A 17,851-nucleotide genomic window follows, 5' to 3' on the forward strand; every position below is an offset into this window, starting at 1 on the left:
GGCGCCCTGAATATCGGTAAGAGGCGAATAAATAGGGAGGGGGTATGAAGGCTGTCAAGAAAGTAGAAATGATTGTTGCAAATAATGCACAAATTCATCGGGGGGGACGGGCTTGCAATAATAGTATCCCTGACCTTCCTGGCAACCATTCTGGATCAGGTAGGTTTCGTGGGCTTCGGTCTCTACGCCTTCGGCGATAACGGGCAAGCCAAGGCTTTCTCCCAGTTGGATAATCGCTCGCACAATGGTGGAATCATCCTGATTGTCGATGATTTCCTGCACAAAGCTCTTATCGATTTTGATTTTGTCGAAGGGTAACTGCTTGAGATAACTGAGAGATGAATAGCCCGTACCAAAGTCATCCATGGCCAACAAGACCCCGGATTTTTTAATCGCTTTCAGGGCGGTGGCAGCCGCTGTCAGGTCTTCCATAATGCCGGTTTCGGTCATCTCCAGCTCTAGTGTATGGGCAGGAATCTTATGCTTTTGTAACGTGCGTACGACCAGCTCGGTAAGGTCGGGTTGCTTGAGTTGCACAGCCGACAGGTTAACGGCCATTCGCAGGTCGGGGAAGCCCAGGGTATGCCAGATCTTGAGTTGTGCGCAGGCGCGGTCCAGTACCCATTCACCGATATCGATGATCAGGTCACTTTTTTCTGCCAGAGGAATAAAAATGTCCGGGGATATCCAGCCTTGTTCTTCGTGTTGCCAGCGTAACAATGCCTCGGCACCCGCAACGCGTCCGGTTTCAAGGTCAATTTGGGGCTGATAAACCAGTTGCAGTTTATCCATGGCCAACGCTTCACCCAGTTCACGTTCCAGCCGCTTGCGTTCTCGCATTTCACTATCGACGCTGGCGACATAAAACTGGTAACGGTTGCCTCGTGCCTTGGCCAGCGTCATCGTTTGTTCCGCTTTCTGCAACAGGGTTTCCGGGTTTTTGCCATCGGAGGGGAATAGCGAAATTCCCAGCGTCGCTTCCAGCGTGACTTTTTCATTCTCGATGACAAAGGGTTCTTTCAGCTCGTTCAGAATGCTTTGTGCCAGTTCGGCCGCTTCGTAAGGTTGCTTTAGCTTATCCTGAATGATGGCAAACTGGTCCCCACCCAGACGGCCAACAGCACGAACGGGTATTTGTTGATTGCGTAGCCGATCGGCCAGAGTCATCAGCAGATAGTCACCCATCTTATAGGTGTATTGTTCGTTGATACTTTTGAAATCATTGATGCCGCAACAGAGGACGGCGACCATTTGTTCACGCTGCTGGGCCTCTGGCAGGATTCGTTGTAGCTGCTTTTGCAGCATGATGCGGTTGGGCAATCCGGTCAGGAAATCGTACTGTGCCAGTCTCAGTACATGAGCTTCGGCGCGCTGGCGTTTGGAATGATTGCGTTCTATCGACGCCAGCAACTGGTTGATGGTACGCACCCAGAGGCCAAGCTCATTACGCTCGTTGCCTTCGATCATGGGAACCTGGATATTCCCTGGTTGATCAGGGTTGATATGTGACAGGCTTTTGGCAATTCGAGTCAGAGGGCGAGTCACCAGCCAGGTAAAAATCAGGTAGAGCACGGTCGCCATCGCTATGGCGCGTAGAATTCCGGAGGTAAAAATAATAATGGCTCGATTAACAAAATCGGTCCCGTAGGAGGAGGTATCGAGAGTGATCTTCAAATCACCGTAGTATTCGTTGTAGGGTAGTTTGCCATACAGGCTGACCTGGTAATTGCGCTCGGAGTGGAAAACCTGATCGGTCAACCAGCGATAGGGTTCTTCCTTCAGAGGTCGTTGTTTTGAGGCGAGAGTTTCCTCGTCAGGGTGGCCGATGGACGCAAATCGTACTGAATGGTCTTCGAACAGACCCTCGATGACCTGTTCGGCCATTTCCCGGTCCAGGCTATAAACGGCCTGAACCGCCGGGTCACGAACCATCGCCAGGACATTTTGTGCCCGCTGGTCGATCTCTTTTTGCGAGTTGATGGCATCCACACCGATTTGGGCCGCACTGAGCACCGTGCCCACCAGGCAAGCTGAAGCGAGCACCACACGGAGTAGCTTGAAGGATAACCGGTCCCGCTTTTCGATGATCAAATTGGCTCCCGAGAATGGCGTGCGAAAGCACGTCAACGTTATATACATGGCGGCAGGACTTCAGTATCGGAAATAAGGTGCTGGTGGTCAAAAGTTATTTGGGAGGGGTGGGCGCATAATTCAACGATTATTTTTGCCGATACTCGGGGCTCGGGCTATGATGAGCCCCGCATTCCCATCTGGATTGAGGACTATGAGCACTGTTATTACCGCCGACGATATGCGTTTCGATGCTGAGCATATCTGGCACCCCTATACCTCGATGGTTAATCGCTATGAGCAATTTCCGGTAGTCAGTGCTGAAGGTGTCACTTTGACGCTCGCCGATGGCCGTCAGTTGATCGATGGTATGGCCTCCTGGTGGTCAACGATTCATGGTTACAATCACCCGCACCTGAATGCGGCCATTCAAGAGCAAGCGTCGCAAATGTCTCATGTGATGTTCGGTGGGTTAACTCATAAACCCGCCATCGATCTTGCCCGGCGCTTATTGAAAATGGTGCCTGATGCGTTGCAGCAGGTTTTCTTTGCCGATTCAGGGTCTGTATCGGTCGAGGTCGCACTTAAAATGGCGATTCAATACTGGCACTCAGCGGGACGACCGGGTAAACATCGTCTGTTGACGGTTCGCAATGGTTACCACGGCGATACCTTTGGGGCGATGGCAACCTGCGACCCCGTTAATGGTATGCATGAACTCTTTACCGGTATGTTACCCCAGCACCTGTTTGCTCCTGCACCCCAATGTGGCTATGGCGATGATTGGGATGAAGCCGATATCTCGACGCTCCAGCAGATGCTGGAAACCCATCACGAAGAGATTGCCGCCCTGATTCTGGAGCCGGTTGTCCAGGGCGCCGGAGGTATGCGGTTTTATTCACCCCATTACGTGCGCCGTGCCAGAGAGCTCTGTGATCAATATGAGGTGTTATTGATTCTCGATGAAATCGCTACCGGTTTCGGTCGTACGGGTCGCTTGTTTGCCTGCGAGCATGCGGGAATTGCTCCGGATATTCTCTGTCTGGGCAAGGCTCTGACCGGCGGTTATATGACCATGGCAGCGACATTGTGCACTCAGCAAGTCAGCGACACCATCTCACAAGCCGGGGTGTTTATGCATGGCCCGACATTTATGGCCAACCCCTTGGCCTGTTCCGTCGCCAATGCCAGCCTGGAAATTCTCGAGACCGGTTTATGGCAGACCCAGGTCCAGGCTCTTGAGCAGGGTTTGCAGCTAGGCTTGGAACCCTGTCGTACTTTGCCTGCGGTAGCCGATGTGCGTGTGTTGGGCGCCATCGGGGTCGTGGAACTGATCGATCCGGTCAATATGGCAGAGATCCAGCCACAGTTTGTTGCTCAGGGTATTTGGGTACGCCCTTTCGGCAAGCTGGTGTATGTGATGCCGCCTTATATAATGGACGCGGGTCAACTCGACCACTTGATGTCGGGCATCTATAAGGTGCTGTCTTCTCTTTGAATCCGGATGGCCGGTATCGACCGTTCGGGATTTTCGCTCAGGTATGCATTCATGAATGACATTCAATCGCTGTATCAGGATCACCTTAGATTATTGCTGCAAGAGACGTCTCGGTTACTGCAGGAGCAAGGCTATGAGGGGGTGTTGATTGCAGCAGGTCACCCCAAGGCCTGTTTTCTCGATGATCATGATTATCCTTTTGTGGTTAACCCTCACTTTAAGCGTTGGTTGCCACTGACGGATAACCCTTACTGTTATCTATTGATTCGGGCCAATGATCGTCCACGGTTACTTTATCATCAGCCTCGTGATTATTGGCATGCGGCGGCGGGAGCGCCTGAAGGTTTCTGGGTTGATAGCTTTGATATTGAACCGGTTGCCGATGAGGCCGCAGCTCTCAAGGTACTGGCCGGTTGGAATTTACAGCGGGTCGCGGGCATTGCCGAGGAAGTAGAGCTGGCCGAGCATTTGCCTGATCTGGACATGAACCCCCCGGCACTGTTGGCTGCGATGCACTTCGCTCGCGCTTGCAAGAGTCCCTATGAATTGCACTGTCTGCGTCAGGCCAACCGTATTGCTGTACGTGGTCATCAAGCCGCGCGCGATGCTTTCTTTGCCGGTCAAACCGAACTGCAGGTGCACCTGAGTTACCTCGCGGCGTGCGGTCACACCGAGGCGCAAAGCCCCTATGGAAATATTGTGGCCTTTAACGAGAATGCGGCCATTTTGCATAATGATCGTTATGCCAACGTGGCGCCGATGAAAGCACACTCTTTTTTGATCGATGCCGGAGCCACCTTTGCTGGTTATATTGCCGATATAACGCGTACCTATGCCTTCGAATCTGCAACCGGTACAAAAGTCTTTGCTGACTTGCTGGCGCGCATGGATCAGGAGCAGCAAGCCATTTGCGGTGAGGTTCAGGCAGGGATCAATTTCGTGGACTTGCACGAACGTATGCACCGGCGCCTGGCCGCTGTACTCAGTGATTCGGAACTGGTTACCTGTGATGCCGATAGCGCCTTCGGTGAAGGTTTGACTCGCTTGTTCTTCCCTCACGGTCTCGGCCACCTGATCGGATTGCAAACCCACGATGTCGGCGGCTGGCAGATGAATGCACAGGGGGATCAATATCCGGTACACCCCGATTACCCCGCTCTGAGGTTGCAGCGTACCCTGGCAGAGAATATGCCTGTTACCATTGAGCCCGGACTCTACTTTATCGACCAGTTATTGGCGCCACAGAAGAGCAATCCCCTGTTGAACTGGACGCTAATTGAAGCACTGTATCCTTGCGGCGGTATTCGCATTGAGGATACGGTGGTAGCGATGCAGGATGGCGCTGAGAATCTGACTCGCCCCGCTTTTGCCGAATTGTCATAAAGGTTAAAGCGTTTTGGATATGAAATTATTGCGTTTTTGAGCGGGTTCGAACGTGGGGGCGGCGCAGTAATAACGCGGCGTCCGTGTTGACCAGCAGCACGCCCCCCGACACCATTAATAATCCCAATAGCAATGACCACCCGGGTTGCTCTTTAAGAATCAGTACTGATAGCAGGGTGGCTGCTATAGGAACCAGGTTGATAAAGAGACCCGCGCGCAATGCACCGACCTGTTGAATGCCCTGGTAATACCAGATAAAACCCAGCACGGTGCCAAAGAAACCCAGATAAAACAGACATCCCCATTGCAGGACAGAAAACTGCGCCAGCTGATTGATCACCCCTTCATGGAGGGCTGGGGGTGCCAGTAGCAAGGTACCGATCAAGGTTGAATAACAGACCGACACCAGCGGAGATAGCCCGCCCAGTACTCGCTTACCAACCAGCGAATAGGTGACCCAACTTAACACCGAGATACCGATAAACAGCTCCCCCCAGCCCAGAGTCCCCTGCAGGTTGGACAGTTCTCCCCGGGTGATGGTGACCAGGGTGCCAGCAAGGGAAATCAACACACCGAGTGCCTTTTGTATACCCAGTCGCTCGGCAAACAGCAGCGCGGCGATGACCGCAATCACCACCGGATTACTGGCAATTATGATTGCGGCACGGCTGGCTTCGATCAGTTCGAGCCCTTTAAAAAAGAACAGGTTGTAACAGAAAATTCCGCTCAGACCGAGTACCAGCAGCGGCAGCCATTGGCTACGATCGATCGTCGGCCAGCGCCCGTGTTGTTGGTAAACCAGTATCAGCAGGAAGCTGGAGGCAATCACAAAACGCAGAAAAGCCGCGCTGTAGGGGCCAATATCGGTAGCGATCAGTTTTCCGGCAATAAAGGTACCACCCCACAGAAAGCTCATCAGGGTTAGCTTGAAATAGATCACGGGCGGGGTTCCAGGGCACTATACTGAGGTTAAGCTGTCATGGTACGGAAGTGGGTTTTCGCAAGCAATGAAACTTCGTCGATACAGTGCGGGAGTGGCCCTGAGTGCAATACTATTAAATGGTGCCGTGCTCGCTGGTTATAAAGAATCCAGCCACCGCTGGGTCGTACAGGAGTTCCAGCCTTCTACCCTGACGGAGGCTGAGCAGTTAGCGGAAATGGCGTGGTTTACCGAGGCGGCTGAGCCCTATCGTGGAATGACGATTCGCGTTGTTTCTGAGCGGATAGCGACCCATTTCTATGAAAGCCGAGTGTTGGCTCAGGCCTTCTATGAGATCACCGGCATTCGGGTGATTCATGAGGTGACCGGCGAAGATGACCTGGTCAAAAAACTCGATGCCCAGACCCGTACCGGGCACAATTTCTATGATGCTTACATCAACGACAGTGACGCCATCGGTGAGCACTTTCGTTCGGGGAAAATACTGGGCCTCAGACACTTTATGGCAGGAGAGGGCGCTGATGTTACATCGCCTACGCTCGACCTGGAGGATTTTATCGGTTTGGCCTTCACCAGTGCGCCCGATGGTGAAATCTACCAACTGCCGGATCAGCAATTCGCGAACCTCTATTGGTACCGACACGACTGGTTTACCCGGGATGACCTCAAACAGCATTTTGAATCGTTGTACGGATACCCTCTTGGAGTCCCTGTTAACTGGAGTGCCTACGAAGACATCGCTGATTTTTTTACTCATGAAGTGCGTGAGATTGATGGCCAGCCGGTTTATGGCCATATGGACTACGGGCGCATAGATCCCTCTATGGGCTGGCGCATTTCTGATGCCTGGCTGGCCATGGCCGGCACCGGCGACCCTGGCTTGCCTAATGGTTATCCGGTAGATGATTGGGGGATTCGAGCGGAGGGTTGTCGGCCGGTAGGGGCGTCCGTATCCCGTGGCGGCGCCGTTAATTCTCCGGCCGCTGTTTATGCCATCAAAACCTTTCGTGACTGGTTAATGCGTTTTGCCCCACAGGAGGCGCTGCGCATGAATTTTACCGAAGCCGGAAAAGCGACCCGGCGAGGGCATATTGCCCAGCAGATTTTCTGGTATACCGCCTTTGTTGCCGACATGAAGGGCGAGCAATCAAACGTTCAAGATAGCGATGGAAACGCATTATGGCGTCTCGCCCCTTCCCCGACGGGGCCTTATTGGCAAGAGGGTATGAAACGGGGGTATCAGGATGTCGGTGCCTGGACCTTACTCAGAAGCACGCCGCTAGCGCGCCGCAAAGCCGCCTGGTTGTATGCCCAATTTGTCACAGCACGAACCCTGTCATTGAAAAAGTTGATGGTGGGTTTAACGCCTGTTCGCGAAAGCGATTTACGCTCCGAGGCGTTCAGTGCCCGGGTGGGGGAATTGGGAGGTTTGGTTGAGTTCTACCGCAGCGGCGCCCGGGACCACTGGACGCCGACGGGCTTGAATGTTCCTGACTACTCGCAGTTAGCCCCCCTGTGGTGGCAGAGTGCCGCACAGGTTATGGCGGGCACTCATTCAGCACAGCAAGCGATGGATTTGTTGGCCCAGCGAATGGATCGAATGCTGGCCTCCCCCCGGTTTGCAGATCATCCTTGCGCGGCAAATCTGGCCATGCAAAAAAGTGACGCCGATTGGTTAAGCGCCAGTGGATCACCTAAAGCTCGCTTGCTTAATGAGCGCCCACAACCGGTGACGGTAGCTCCCGAGCAGGCCATGGATTTATGGCAACAAATGGAGCGGATACCGGTTGATCGAGTGGTGGCGCAATGGCAAGCTCGAATGAGGCGGCAACCCCCGAAGCGTCAGCAAACCGAAGTCACCCCGATTGCGGTTGATTATCCCAAGTTGACTATTTATACCTCCAACATGCCTCCCTACAGCGGATTGATGGATGCGGGTCAGGATGTTGGACTTGCCTCGAAGGTGATTTCTACCCTGTTGCAACGCACGGGGATCGAAGCCGAGCGGATAGTCGTGCCTTGGCGTCGTGCCTTGCTGCTGTCCCAGAAAGCCTCAAATAGCTGTGTATATCCGTTACAAAGAAGTCAGGAACGAGAAGCCTATTTTCGTTGGGTGAGCCCGATTTTGGCAACCAGCAGTGGTTTGTACGGGTTGCAAGGCTCGCAGGTCGAATTAAGTCATTTAAGCGATGCGCAAGACTATCGAGTGGGTGCCTTGGCAGGTAGTTCTACGGAACAGTATTTAAAAAGTGCGGGGTTGATTGTTGATGCTGGCGGCAGCGAAGCGGCTAACTATAAAAAACTGTCGATTGGGCGCTTCGATCTGTGGGCCACCGATGATCTGTCGGCGGCGTACCTGCCCAATGTCTCTGGGGGGGAAGCGCTGGTGCCCCAACTCAGCTTCTTTACCAGTATGCGTGCTCTGGGTTGCAGTGCTTCGAGTTCTCCAGAGGTGGTTCGCGCGTTGCAGAGAGAGTTGGAAGCGATGTATCAGGATGGCACTATGGCGGCATTGCGTGATGATTTTCTGAATCGTTTGCATGGTAAATGATATCGCTGCAGCAGGCTGTTAGATGCCTTAAACCTGCTATCGATGGTAGACTCAAAATTCGCTAAATTGTTGCCACACCATGACCAAAAGGAGTCTGCCGGTGATTAAAGTGTTGTTTTTCGCCCGTTACGCTGAAGAGTTGGGACAGCGCGAACTCGAATGGCCGATGAGTGGTGATATCTCGGTCGGTCAATTGCTCAGCGACATGAAAAAACGGGGAGAGCCTTGGCAGCAGGTTTTGGATAACCCTAACCTGATTATTTCAGTCAACCAGGAGGTGGTGACCGGTGATGTTTCATTAAGCAGTGGTGATGAAGTCGCTTTCTTTCCTCCGGTGACCGGTGGCTGAATAAGCAAGCGGTGATTCCAACCTTGCTTACGATCAATACCGCCACCCCCCAAGTTACGGCATACTGCCTGCTAACAAAGTCTGACTGATATTCAAATTTAAGGAACAATTGAGCATGAAGCAGCATGGCAATGTAGTTGATTTTATTCCTCTGAGCGTCGCTGTTCTGACGGTGAGTGACACTCGCAACGAAGAGACCGATACCAGTGGTCGTTTTCTTGCGGAAGCGGCACAAGAAGCCGGACACAAGTTGGCGGATAAACAGATCGTAAAAGATGACGTGTATCAGATTCGTGCCGTGCTCTCCCAATGGATTGTTGATGAAAATATTCAAGCAGTTGTCGTCACCGGGGGCACCGGTTTTACCGCTCGGGATAGCACGCCGGAAGCGGTAAAGGTGTTGTTTGACAAAGAGGTGGAAGGCTATGGGGAACTGTTTCGCCAGCTTTCCTATCAGGAGATCGGCACCTCAACGGTCCAGTCGAGAGCCTTTGCGGGTATGGCTAACCGCACCGTGATTTTCTGCATGCCTGGTTCTTCAGGCGCTTGCCGCACAGCCTGGAATGGCATTATCAAAGAGCAGCTGGACTCTCGCCATCGTCCCTGTAACTTTGTTGCGGAACTGTCTGTGCCGCAAGAGGTGATCGAAACGGCCTGTGGAAGTCGCTCATGAGTTGCTGCAGCACTCCTGGTTTGATGCCTGTTAGTGAGGCACTCGAGCGCATGCTGGCTCATGCCGAAGGAATATCTGACGTGGAATGGGTCGCTGTGGAACAGGCCCTCGATCGGGTGTTGGCCGAGGCGCAGTGCTCGGCTGTCGATGTGCCACCACTGGATAACAGTGCTATGGATGGCTATGCATTGCGCTGGCAAGACCTGGATGCTGATCAAACGACCCATCTGCCGGTTTCATTGCGCATTCCTGCAGGCGCCCCACCGGGTGAGCTGAAGCCTGCCACGGCAGCCAGAATCTTTACCGGCGCTCCAATTCCGGCCAATGCCGATCTTGTGGTGATGCAGGAAGATACCCAGGCCGACGATGGCGGAGTGACTTTCCCGGCGCAATCTGCCATCAAGCCAGGCCAGCACATACGCCCGGCCGGTCAGGATATCGCCAGTGGGCAACAGGTTTTGCCCGCCAATATTCGCCTGCGTGCCCAGGAACTTGGCGTGTTGGCGTCGATTGGTATTGCCCGTGTGCCGGTGTTTCGGCGCCTGCGTGTCGCGGTGCTGTCCACCGGCGATGAGTTGGTGGAACCCGGTACCGAGCCGGCAGCGGGGCAAATTTATAATTCCAATCGTTATACCCTGGCCGGGTTGGTAAAACAGCTGGGTATGGAGTTTGTCGACCTGGGGATCGTCGAAGACACAGCGGCAGCTACCGAGCGTGCTTTGTTAGACGCTGCAGAACGGGCCGATGTCGTAATTAGCAGCGGTGGAGTATCTGTTGGTGAGGAGGATCACGTTAAATCAACGGTCGAAAAGCTCGGCGAGTTGAAGCTATGGAAGTTGGCTATCAAGCCGGGTAAGCCCTTGGCATTTGGTGAGGTTGCCGGCACTCCCTTCATCGGCTTGCCAGGAAATCCGACCTCGGTTTTCGTCACCTTTCATATTGCCGCCAGAGCTTTCCTGTTGAAAATGCAGGGCATGGAAGAGATCTCCTTTCCGCGTTATCGATTACCGGCCAGTTTCTCCCGTTCGCGAGCAGCACCTCGTGAAGAATATATTCGGGTACGCGCGCAAGCCGATGCCGATGGCGTTATGCGATTGCAAAGTTACGATAACCAAAGTTCTGGTGTGCTGTTTTCGGCGGCCTGGGGGACGGGCTTTGCCGTGTTGCCCAGCAATGACACCCTCGCTGTGGGTGATTTGATCGATTACATCCCCTACACAGAGCTGTAAACCTGCATCGGCATCCCTGTTTGGCCATAGGTGTTACTGACAGTTCCATCTATGGCCTTTTGCTCTCAGGGTTTTAGCTCGGGCGCATCCATATACAGCCAGGACATAAAGAGCTGATATCCCAGTACCAGAACTACGGCACCGACAAACAACCCGACGATGCCGGACAGAATGAATCCGCCAATGGCACCCAGGAAAATGACGGGCATGGGAGCCTGTGACCCTCTACCCAGTAACAGCGGCTTGAGCAGATTGTCGGTGATCGCGACTAATACGGCATAAATGGTATAGATAGCGGCCGGCACTGGATCAGCAGTTGATATGACATAGAAAATGGTCGGAATAATAACCAGCGTGGGAAACTGAGCTATCGACATGATCAGGGTCAACAATGCCCAGAGTCCGGCTCCGGGAATGCCGATCGCCAGATAACCGATACCTGCTAGAAATGACTGTATAAATGCAACGCCCAGCACCCCTTGGGCCACGCTTCGAATCGTGGCCGAGGCCTGATGGGTGAATGCCGCGCCCTGTTCTCCGGCCAGGCGTTTGCCCAGTCGATCCGCAAAATGCTCGCCTTTATCTGAATAAGCCAGGAACACGCCTGCGATTAACATGGCAACAGCAAACTGAAGAATACCCAGTCCGGCACCGGCAGCGCTCTCAATCAGCCAGCGGCCGCCCTCTTTGATCGGTTGTTCGAAGCGTGAGAGCAGTTCATCCATGTTTTCATGGGCCAGAGCCCAGGTGCTGTGCACATTTTCCCCAACCACAGGCCACTCTTTGACGCTATCCGAGGGGGCCGGAATTTTTAAGGTGCCACTTTGCAAATCTGTAGCATATTCTTTGGCGGAGCCGACCAGGGTTCCTGATAGCATCACAATAGGGGTCATCAGCGCTACTAACGTTAAACTGGTGAAGAGGGTTGCGCTGATACCGGGGCGGGTGCCCACTTTATCTTTAAGCCATTTAAAAACGGGAAACAAGGCTGAAGAGATCACCAGGGCCCAGACGATAGTTGCAAGAAAAGGTCTTAGTATTTGAAAGCACCAGATGACAAGTCCGAAGGCCAATGCCAGGCGAATGCTAACTTCAAGCGCTTGAAACGTTTTCTGGTGGCTATCGCCGTTGTGTTTCGATTCAGGATCCATTGCCGGTTGCTCTCAGTTTATTATTGTTCTGGATTCTAGCATTAAGGCAACTCTAATCAATTCGGATGAACTCTGGCTTTCAGGCGAATTCCGAATTTCGGCGCGTCTTTGTAGTAAGGTCAAGACCTTTGATATTGGCGCAACAGAGAAGCTGGGTTCGTCCGAAAGCCCCACCGGGCGGGCCTGAAAATTTTTTATCGTTGTTGAAGCCCTTGTCCAGGTTTCGACATGAACGACGCGTTTCGCCTTGATAAAAACCATTTTCAGACGCCGCAGAATTCTATCTGAATGGAACAGAGTTGCCCTGAGTAGTAGTTAGAAGGGGGTTATGTTGCCTGACGCATTGGTTGGCTTTGTGAGGGCTTGACCATCGGTCTCAATAGTCCCGGATGCCATAGCGATAGAGAATGTCACGATAGGATTGGGTTTTCTTGAACTCTTTCAAGGCATTGCTGAAATTTTCGCTTAAGGTTTTCAAATCTGATTTGCGTGAAAATGCAAGATACAGTGGCGCAGGTGAATTGGTGTTCGCTTGCAATGGTTCAATGTCCGTTATTCCGAGTTGCTTGAGCCTGTAGAGCCCTACGTGACGGTTAAGCAGGTAATAGCCCGCTCGACCTTGTTGCAGTAATTCGATACCTGACTCGATAGAGTTTACCGTCAGCTTTTGTATGCTGGAGTCATCCACCAGTTCACTGGCGTAGGAATAGCCTCGGTTAATAATGAGTTTTTTATTTGTAAATAGCTCCGACGATATTGGCGTGTTTACATTGCATTTGAAGCAGAACAGCGTGGAGACGCTATAGCCCATAGGCTCATCAGGGAACCAGTATTGTGTCAGACGTTTCGGGTTTTTGCTGGCATCCAGTAGAGCGTCGGCTCTGCCTGAAATCACCATCTGTTGGGCTCGTTTCCAAGGTACGGTTCTATATTCAACCTTGATTCCCATAAGTTCAAAAACCGCGAGAGCAGTTTCCACATCGATACCAGGTGTTTTGGGGTTGTTGGTCACATAGGGCGCCCAAATGTCAGACACAATGGTGACGGTCGAGATCTCATTAGCGTCGAGAGCTTCAGTGGCTAATAGCACGATAATGAGAGCTAGGTAGCGCATGAAGGCGGTGCTTGCTTGGTTGGCATAGTGGTTGTGAAGTGGATCGTTCTAGTGTGTGGTGTGATCATTTGGAAAAGGAATGGTTAATGAGAGAGGTGGTTAGTGATTTTTGAATTTTGATCATGATCATCGGTTTTTATCTTGAAACAGGTTGTGCTGAAGTATTGTTCTGAAGGCCTTCGTTGTTAATGATGGCTCTATCCCGACCGCGGGATTTTGCTTGATAAAGCGCTTTGTCTGCGGTTGAAAATAAATGGGCCAAATCGATATTGTTGTTGTGCGACTTTTCGGTGATACCAAAACTGCAGGTGATTTTTATCGAAGAGTTTCCGAAAGTAAAAGCTCGGTCGTGCAGTTTTTTTCGAATTCTCTCTGCAATTATAAGTGCTTCTTTTGCTGTGGTTTCCGGTAAAACAATGACGAATTCTTCGCCGCCAAAGCGTGCCACCCAGTCGGTGTCTTGACGGATGCAGCCTTGAACCAGGGCGGCAAACCCTTTCAGTATATCGTCACCAAATATGTGGCCAAATTCATCATTAATGCGCTTGAAGTGGTCGATGTCCGCAAAAATAATAGTTAAGGGTTGCTGGCTTCTTTGGCTTCGATTGATCTCTTTTTGCAGTGTTTTGTCTAAATAGGCTCGATTATAACTCTGTGTCAGGCCGTCAATGCTCGACAGTTCTTTGATGGTCTTGTTCAGTTTGATCAGGCGTCGAACCATGATGTATCCAAGTATGCCGTATAGTGTGAAGTACGCTAGCATAAATAGGGCTATGAAAAATTTTCCCGCTGTTCCAACCTCCATCAGTTCAACCGGATGAATCATAAAGGCAATGGTGGGAGGGCAAATAAAAGTGATCATCATAGGTATTAGCAAGCGGTACGAACCTATGAATACAGCGTTAGCGCAAATAACAGAAAATAACGTGGCAATAAAGAAAAAGTTGGGAATGGTATAGGCGACCATGCCGAAAAACAGGGCGTCCAGATGCATGTTTATCAATTCTTGGCGTCGCCCGTTTCTGGCATAGGTAGAAAGAGCCCTGGCAATGAAGGGCCAGCCTGTACCAAGCACAACTAGCCAGAAATAATGAAGGCTTAGGAGCTGCCATTGCAATAATGAAATCACTACAAAAAAGCAGCTGGCCGTCGCTACCACCCGTGGGATAAAGTTGATTTGAACCAGCGGGTGCAGTTTGTGTGGCGTCAGGGTGTTACGCAATATATAGGCCTTTTTGATCTTGCGGCATTGACTGAGTCCCATGGCTGAATTTTGAGTATAGCGCCTATCTACTCACTCTCGTGAGTAGATAGGCGTAGTTGTTTTTTAAGGTTGTTGTTTTAAGGTTGGTCCAGGCAGTTTTATGCGCCTTTATGACCATTATTCATGGCCGCTTCTGGTTTGTGTTAGCATTCCTGTCCCGCCTTTGATAAATATGGGATGTAGATTCCTGTAAACGACTGTTTTCGTAGTGGTCATCAGTACTCCTGTGCAATAGTGAGAAGTTTTGTTTCGTTACCTGCTGCCTCTTGTCATCGTGTCTTTGGTCTCGCTTTCACAAGCGGCCTCTTTGCTCGATTTTCAGCAATTACTGTCGTATTTGCGTGAGCACTATGGCGCCGAGGCCGAGGCTAGAGGAAGCAGCTGGCGCCAGGCCCTGGATGATAGCCGTAATCAGCCGCGGGCGGTTCAGCTGCAAGTAATCAATGACTTTTTCAACCAGATGTTCTTCTCCACCGATGAAGCGGTTTGGGGGCAAGAGGATTACTGGGCGACCCCTTTGGAGTTTATTGGGCGTGGTGCAGGGGATTGTGAGGATTTTGCCATTGCTAAATATTACAGCCTGATTGAGGTCGGCTTCCCTGCTGAAAAACTGCGCTTAATGTATGTGAAAGCGGTCAATTACAACCAGCATCACATGGTGTTAACGTATTATGAAAAACGGGGCGCCGAGCCGTTGGTGCTCGACAATATAGACCCCGTTATCAAGCCTGCCAGCCTACGTAATGATCTGGTACCTATCTACAGTTTTAATGCCGACTTCCTTTGGCTTGCCAAAGCGCGAGGTGATGGCAAGCAGGTGGGTAATTCTGACCGCATTTCGCTCTGGCGAGAACTTCAGCAGCGCCATTCCCAGCAAGCTACGGAGAGATAAAAGAGGATGACCTCATGACATTGTATCGGCAAGTGTTGATTTTGTTGCTATTGGCTATGTTGGTGTCGCTGACTGCCGTTATGACCCTGAGTCTGCAGTCCAACTCCAGTTACCTGCAACAGCAGTTGCGCATTAGCACCGATGCTGCGGTGACCAGCCTGGGTATGCGGCTTGCCCCGCTGTTGAAACCCATGGACAAAGTGTTAGTGGAATCTACCATTAATGCCGCCTTTGATGGTGCGCTCTTGCAACGCATTGATGTGGAGTTGTTTGCCGATGACAGCCACATCACCCGTAGCCGAGAGTTACGCAATGAAGGGGTGCCTGGCTGGTTTCTCTCCTTGTTTCATATTGAAAAAGTGGTGACCGAGGCGCCATTGACCCAAGGTTGGAGTGAGGTGGCGTTATTGACGGTAGAGGGTCACCCGGGGGGGGTCTACAAGCAGCTTTGGTCCCTGGCGATTCGTTTGACCCTGATTTACAGCTTGTTGTTTGTCATTCTGGCGGCAATCACGGCTGTAGCGCTTCGCTGGCTGATTCGCCCGCTACAGCAAATTGAACATCAGGCTCGAGCCATTGAGCAAAAGGATTACGATTATAGAATTCCGCTGCCCCGTACGCGAGAATTACGGCGAGTGGTCGATGTGTTAAATGGCCTGACGGCGCTGCTCAAGGGGCGGTTTTTGGCACATGCGGGGCAGCTTGAAGAGGTTCGGGCGCGGCTGTTGGTCGATGCAGATTCGGGCCTGATGACCCGGAGAGCTTTACTGGATTCATTGGCGAGCCTCCAGTCCGAGGGTCGACCTGGTGCGCTGGTGTTATTAAGGGTTGAACATGCTGATGAAATTCGTAGGCAATGTGGTTTTCATCAGTGGCGAGAAGTGTTTGATGAGGCTTCAGTGTTGGTACGGTCATTGTTATCGCCAGATGCCGATTCTGCGTCTGTTGCCATTGGTCGTTTGTCGTCACAAGAGCTGGCTATCTTGCTGGAAGGTCCTGTGCCAGAGTCACCCGAGCAGAGTTTGACGGAACTTTGTCAGGCGATATCAAACATCAAGCCTCAACAGACTTCAGATATTGTTGTCGATGGTGCTGCCGTCGGTATTTCAATTGGCGGTGATCACAATGTGGGTCAATTATTGACCCGCCTTGATACCGAATTGCGCATCTGTGTCAGTGGTAATAACCGAGCCCGATGGGTGGAGGAGAAAACACTGACATACACGCTCAGAACGGCAGAGCAATGGCTCTCCCTGTTGCGTGAACGGCTTGATCAGCAAGCTCTTCAGTTGCGTTGGCAGCCGGTTGTTACTCGGAATGGGGAGGTGTTGCAACGGGAGGTATTTGCCAGCGTTGTCGACGAGCAGAAGCAGTCATTGCATGCGGGGCTGTTTGTGCCGGTTATTGAACAGTTTGATTTGGGCGCCTTTCTCGATCAGGCCGTTATGAAAGAGGTGCTTGCTCAGCCTGTGGAGGGGTTGGTGGCCATCAACCTGTCTCTGTCGGCGATGCGTGATACTCGCTTTATCAGTCGCTTATCATCTATGACGGTGCGCGAAAAGCTTCTGTTTGAAGTGTCTGAGTTAAACCTGAACCGGGAGTATGAAACGGTAACCAGCTTTGCCAGCCTGATGCGGCAGATGGGCTATAGCCTCGGAGTTGATCAGGTTGGAGCAAGCGGTCGCAGTTTGGATTATCTTACTGTGCTGCGGCCGACGTACGTCAAAGTGGCTCCTGGTTTGTGCAGTGCCGATACCGATTCCTTGACGCTTTTGAATGGGATCGCCAACACGGTCAATAACCTCGGAATTCCTGTGTATGCAACGGCGGTTGAAACCCAGGCTCAAGCCGATGTGCTGTGGTCGGCGGGGATTTCTGGCCTGCAAGGTTATTTAACCGGTAAGTAACTAAAGAAATTAGAATAAGAAGGGTGGGGAACTGATTGTTTTTAAAGCTCAAAGTGGTCTTTTTCTTCATTTTTTAGTGTTTTTGCGACATTGAACTTAAAATTGGCGCTTTAACCCCAATAATTGGTTAATAAATCGGCGTTCTCTTGTAATATAGCTATTCTGGGGCGAATTGTGACTGTGCTCACATTTTTTTGCCTAGGGAAGCTAAATTGCAGTGAGGATTGCATGAGTAAATCGCCAGTACATCTGATCGAACAGCAAAGTGTCGTCACCAGCCTGACCGGGGTGGTGTATGTGATGCAGTCGGATGGTTCCCGTATCCTTCTCAAAGCAGGTGATACGATTGCTCCCGGGCAACTCATTTTTACCGGTGCCGATAGCTTCCTTGAGCTGTTGCGTCACGGCGAAACGGTACTGGTCAGCCAGGAGTGCGTTGCTTGTCCGGTTGAAGGTGAAAAAGAGATCCTTCAGGCAAGTAATACCGATGTTGATATTGAGGCGATCCAGCAAGCAATTTTGGCCGGTGCTGACCCGACCACTTTTCTCGAAGCCCCGGCAGCGGGCGAAGCCAGCTCTGATGGTGGCAATAGCACTATCCGGGTTGAGCGCGATGGTGCCGAAACCATAGCCACGGCAGGTTTCGAGACCAGTTTCGATGATTCCCTTCCCCCCCTTATTCTTCGCGACGATCAGCCGGATGAGAGTCAGCTTGGATTTTTGCAGGATTCAAATAATGTTGGTTCGGTAGACGATCAGCCGGTGGCGGTTGCGGACAGCATTACGGCGACGGAAGACACGGCGTTCAATGGCGACGTGAGTGGCAACGA

The 17,851-nt window shown here is 51.8% G+C and carries 14 protein-coding genes; 9 read left to right on the forward strand and 5 right to left on the reverse strand.

The window, feature by feature from the left end; translation table 11 throughout:
* Nucleotides 1-54: 54 nt before the first annotated feature.
* Complete coding sequence (locus MIB40_RS10400; protein WP_249693771.1) at nucleotides 55-2,091, reverse strand: putative bifunctional diguanylate cyclase/phosphodiesterase; 2,037 nt, start codon at nucleotides 2,089-2,091, stop codon at nucleotides 55-57.
* Nucleotides 2,092-2,284: 193 nt separating this feature from the next.
* Here MIB40_RS10400 and bioA point away from each other — a divergent pair, with 193 nt between their 5' ends.
* Nucleotides 2,285-3,568, forward strand: coding sequence for an adenosylmethionine--8-amino-7-oxononanoate transaminase (bioA, locus tag MIB40_RS10405; protein WP_249693773.1), 1,284 nt, complete (start codon nucleotides 2,285-2,287; stop codon nucleotides 3,566-3,568).
* Between the two features lie 51 nt (nucleotides 3,569-3,619).
* Entirely contained in the window at nucleotides 3,620-4,951 is a 1,332-nt protein-coding gene (pepQ, locus tag MIB40_RS10410) for a Xaa-Pro dipeptidase (protein ID WP_249693774.1), read from the forward strand.
* A 25-nt stretch (nucleotides 4,952-4,976) separates the two neighbouring features.
* On the opposite strand, the gene MIB40_RS10415 is transcribed toward pepQ, so the two are convergent.
* Complete coding sequence (locus tag MIB40_RS10415) at nucleotides 4,977-5,891, reverse strand: DMT family transporter (protein WP_249693777.1); 915 nt, start codon at nucleotides 5,889-5,891, stop codon at nucleotides 4,977-4,979.
* 67 nt (nucleotides 5,892-5,958) lie between these two features.
* On the opposite strand from MIB40_RS10415, the gene MIB40_RS10420 reads away from it, so the two are divergent.
* From MIB40_RS10420 to MIB40_RS10440, 4 genes are all read left to right on the forward strand, one after another.
* The gene (locus MIB40_RS10420) at nucleotides 5,959-8,442 is read left to right on the forward strand and encodes a transporter substrate-binding domain-containing protein (protein WP_319941652.1); all 2,484 of its coding nucleotides are present in this window, start codon (nucleotides 5,959-5,961) and stop codon (nucleotides 8,440-8,442) included.
* Between the two features lie 100 nt (nucleotides 8,443-8,542).
* Entirely contained in the window at nucleotides 8,543-8,791 is a 249-nt protein-coding gene (locus tag MIB40_RS10430; RefSeq protein WP_249693778.1) for a MoaD/ThiS family protein, read from the forward strand.
* A gap of 115 nt (nucleotides 8,792-8,906) precedes the next feature.
* Nucleotides 8,907-9,464 (forward strand): molybdenum cofactor biosynthesis protein B, encoded by a 558-nt coding sequence (gene moaB, locus MIB40_RS10435; protein ID WP_249693780.1) that lies wholly within the window; start codon nucleotides 8,907-8,909, stop codon nucleotides 9,462-9,464.
* Nucleotides 9,461-10,693, forward strand: coding sequence for a molybdopterin molybdotransferase MoeA (locus MIB40_RS10440; RefSeq protein WP_249693782.1), 1,233 nt, complete (start codon nucleotides 9,461-9,463; stop codon nucleotides 10,691-10,693). Before moaB ends, MIB40_RS10440 begins: the two co-directional genes overlap by 4 nt.
* Nucleotides 10,694-10,758: 65 nt before the next feature.
* Here the strand turns inward: MIB40_RS10440 and MIB40_RS10445 are convergent, their stop codons facing one another.
* From MIB40_RS10445 to MIB40_RS10455, 3 genes are all read right to left on the reverse strand, one after another.
* On the reverse strand, nucleotides 10,759-11,844 hold the full coding sequence (locus tag MIB40_RS10445; RefSeq protein WP_249693784.1) for an AI-2E family transporter: 1,086 nt from the start codon (nucleotides 11,842-11,844) through the stop codon (nucleotides 10,759-10,761).
* Between the two features lie 376 nt (nucleotides 11,845-12,220).
* Nucleotides 12,221-12,958: a substrate-binding periplasmic protein gene (locus tag MIB40_RS10450; RefSeq protein WP_249693786.1), complete on the reverse strand. Its 738-nt coding sequence runs from the start codon at nucleotides 12,956-12,958 to the stop codon at nucleotides 12,221-12,223.
* Nucleotides 12,959-13,094: 136 nt separating this feature from the next.
* Nucleotides 13,095-14,180 carry a sensor domain-containing diguanylate cyclase gene (locus MIB40_RS10455; protein WP_249693789.1) on the reverse strand — a complete coding sequence of 362 codons (1,086 nt, stop codon included), beginning with the start codon at nucleotides 14,178-14,180 and terminating at the stop codon, nucleotides 13,095-13,097.
* Nucleotides 14,181-14,466: 286 nt separating this feature from the next.
* Here MIB40_RS10455 and MIB40_RS10460 point away from each other — a divergent pair, with 286 nt between their 5' ends.
* The 3 genes from MIB40_RS10460 to MIB40_RS10470 all read left to right on the forward strand — a co-directional run.
* Nucleotides 14,467-15,114: a transglutaminase-like cysteine peptidase gene (locus MIB40_RS10460; RefSeq protein WP_249693791.1), complete on the forward strand. Its 648-nt coding sequence runs from the start codon at nucleotides 14,467-14,469 to the stop codon at nucleotides 15,112-15,114.
* Nucleotides 15,115-15,128: 14 nt separating this feature from the next.
* Nucleotides 15,129-17,021 (forward strand): bifunctional diguanylate cyclase/phosphodiesterase, encoded by a 1,893-nt coding sequence (locus MIB40_RS10465; RefSeq protein ID WP_249693792.1) that lies wholly within the window; start codon nucleotides 15,129-15,131, stop codon nucleotides 17,019-17,021.
* A 228-nt stretch (nucleotides 17,022-17,249) separates the two neighbouring features.
* The coding region (locus MIB40_RS10470; RefSeq protein ID WP_249693794.1) for a retention module-containing protein at nucleotides 17,250-17,851 on the forward strand (602 nt) is incomplete at its 3' end.

The sequence above is a fragment of the Aestuariirhabdus haliotis genome, assembly GCF_023509475.1.
Lineage (GTDB): Bacteria > Pseudomonadota > Gammaproteobacteria > Pseudomonadales > Aestuariirhabdaceae > Aestuariirhabdus > Aestuariirhabdus haliotis.

Bases quoted from the DNA above. Each gene is read 5' to 3' on its own strand.
- bioA (WP_249693773.1), top strand. From the start codon at position 2,285: ATGAGCACTGTTATTACCGCCGACGATATGCGTTTCGATGCTGAGCAT.
- MIB40_RS10440 (WP_249693782.1), top strand. From the start codon at position 9,461: ATGAGTTGCTGCAGCACTCCTGGTTTGATGCCTGTTAGTGAGGCACTC.
- MIB40_RS10450 (WP_249693786.1), bottom strand. From the start codon at position 12,958: ATGCGCTACCTAGCTCTCATTATCGTGCTATTAGCCACTGAAGCTCTC.
- MIB40_RS10445 (WP_249693784.1), bottom strand. From the start codon at position 11,844: ATGGATCCTGAATCGAAACACAACGGCGATAGCCACCAGAAAACGTTT.
- pepQ (WP_249693774.1), top strand. From the start codon at position 3,620: ATGAATGACATTCAATCGCTGTATCAGGATCACCTTAGATTATTGCTG.
- moaB (WP_249693780.1), top strand. From the start codon at position 8,907: ATGAAGCAGCATGGCAATGTAGTTGATTTTATTCCTCTGAGCGTCGCT.
- MIB40_RS10465 (WP_249693792.1), top strand. From the start codon at position 15,129: ATGACATTGTATCGGCAAGTGTTGATTTTGTTGCTATTGGCTATGTTG.
- MIB40_RS10420 (WP_319941652.1), top strand. From the start codon at position 5,959: ATGAAACTTCGTCGATACAGTGCGGGAGTGGCCCTGAGTGCAATACTA.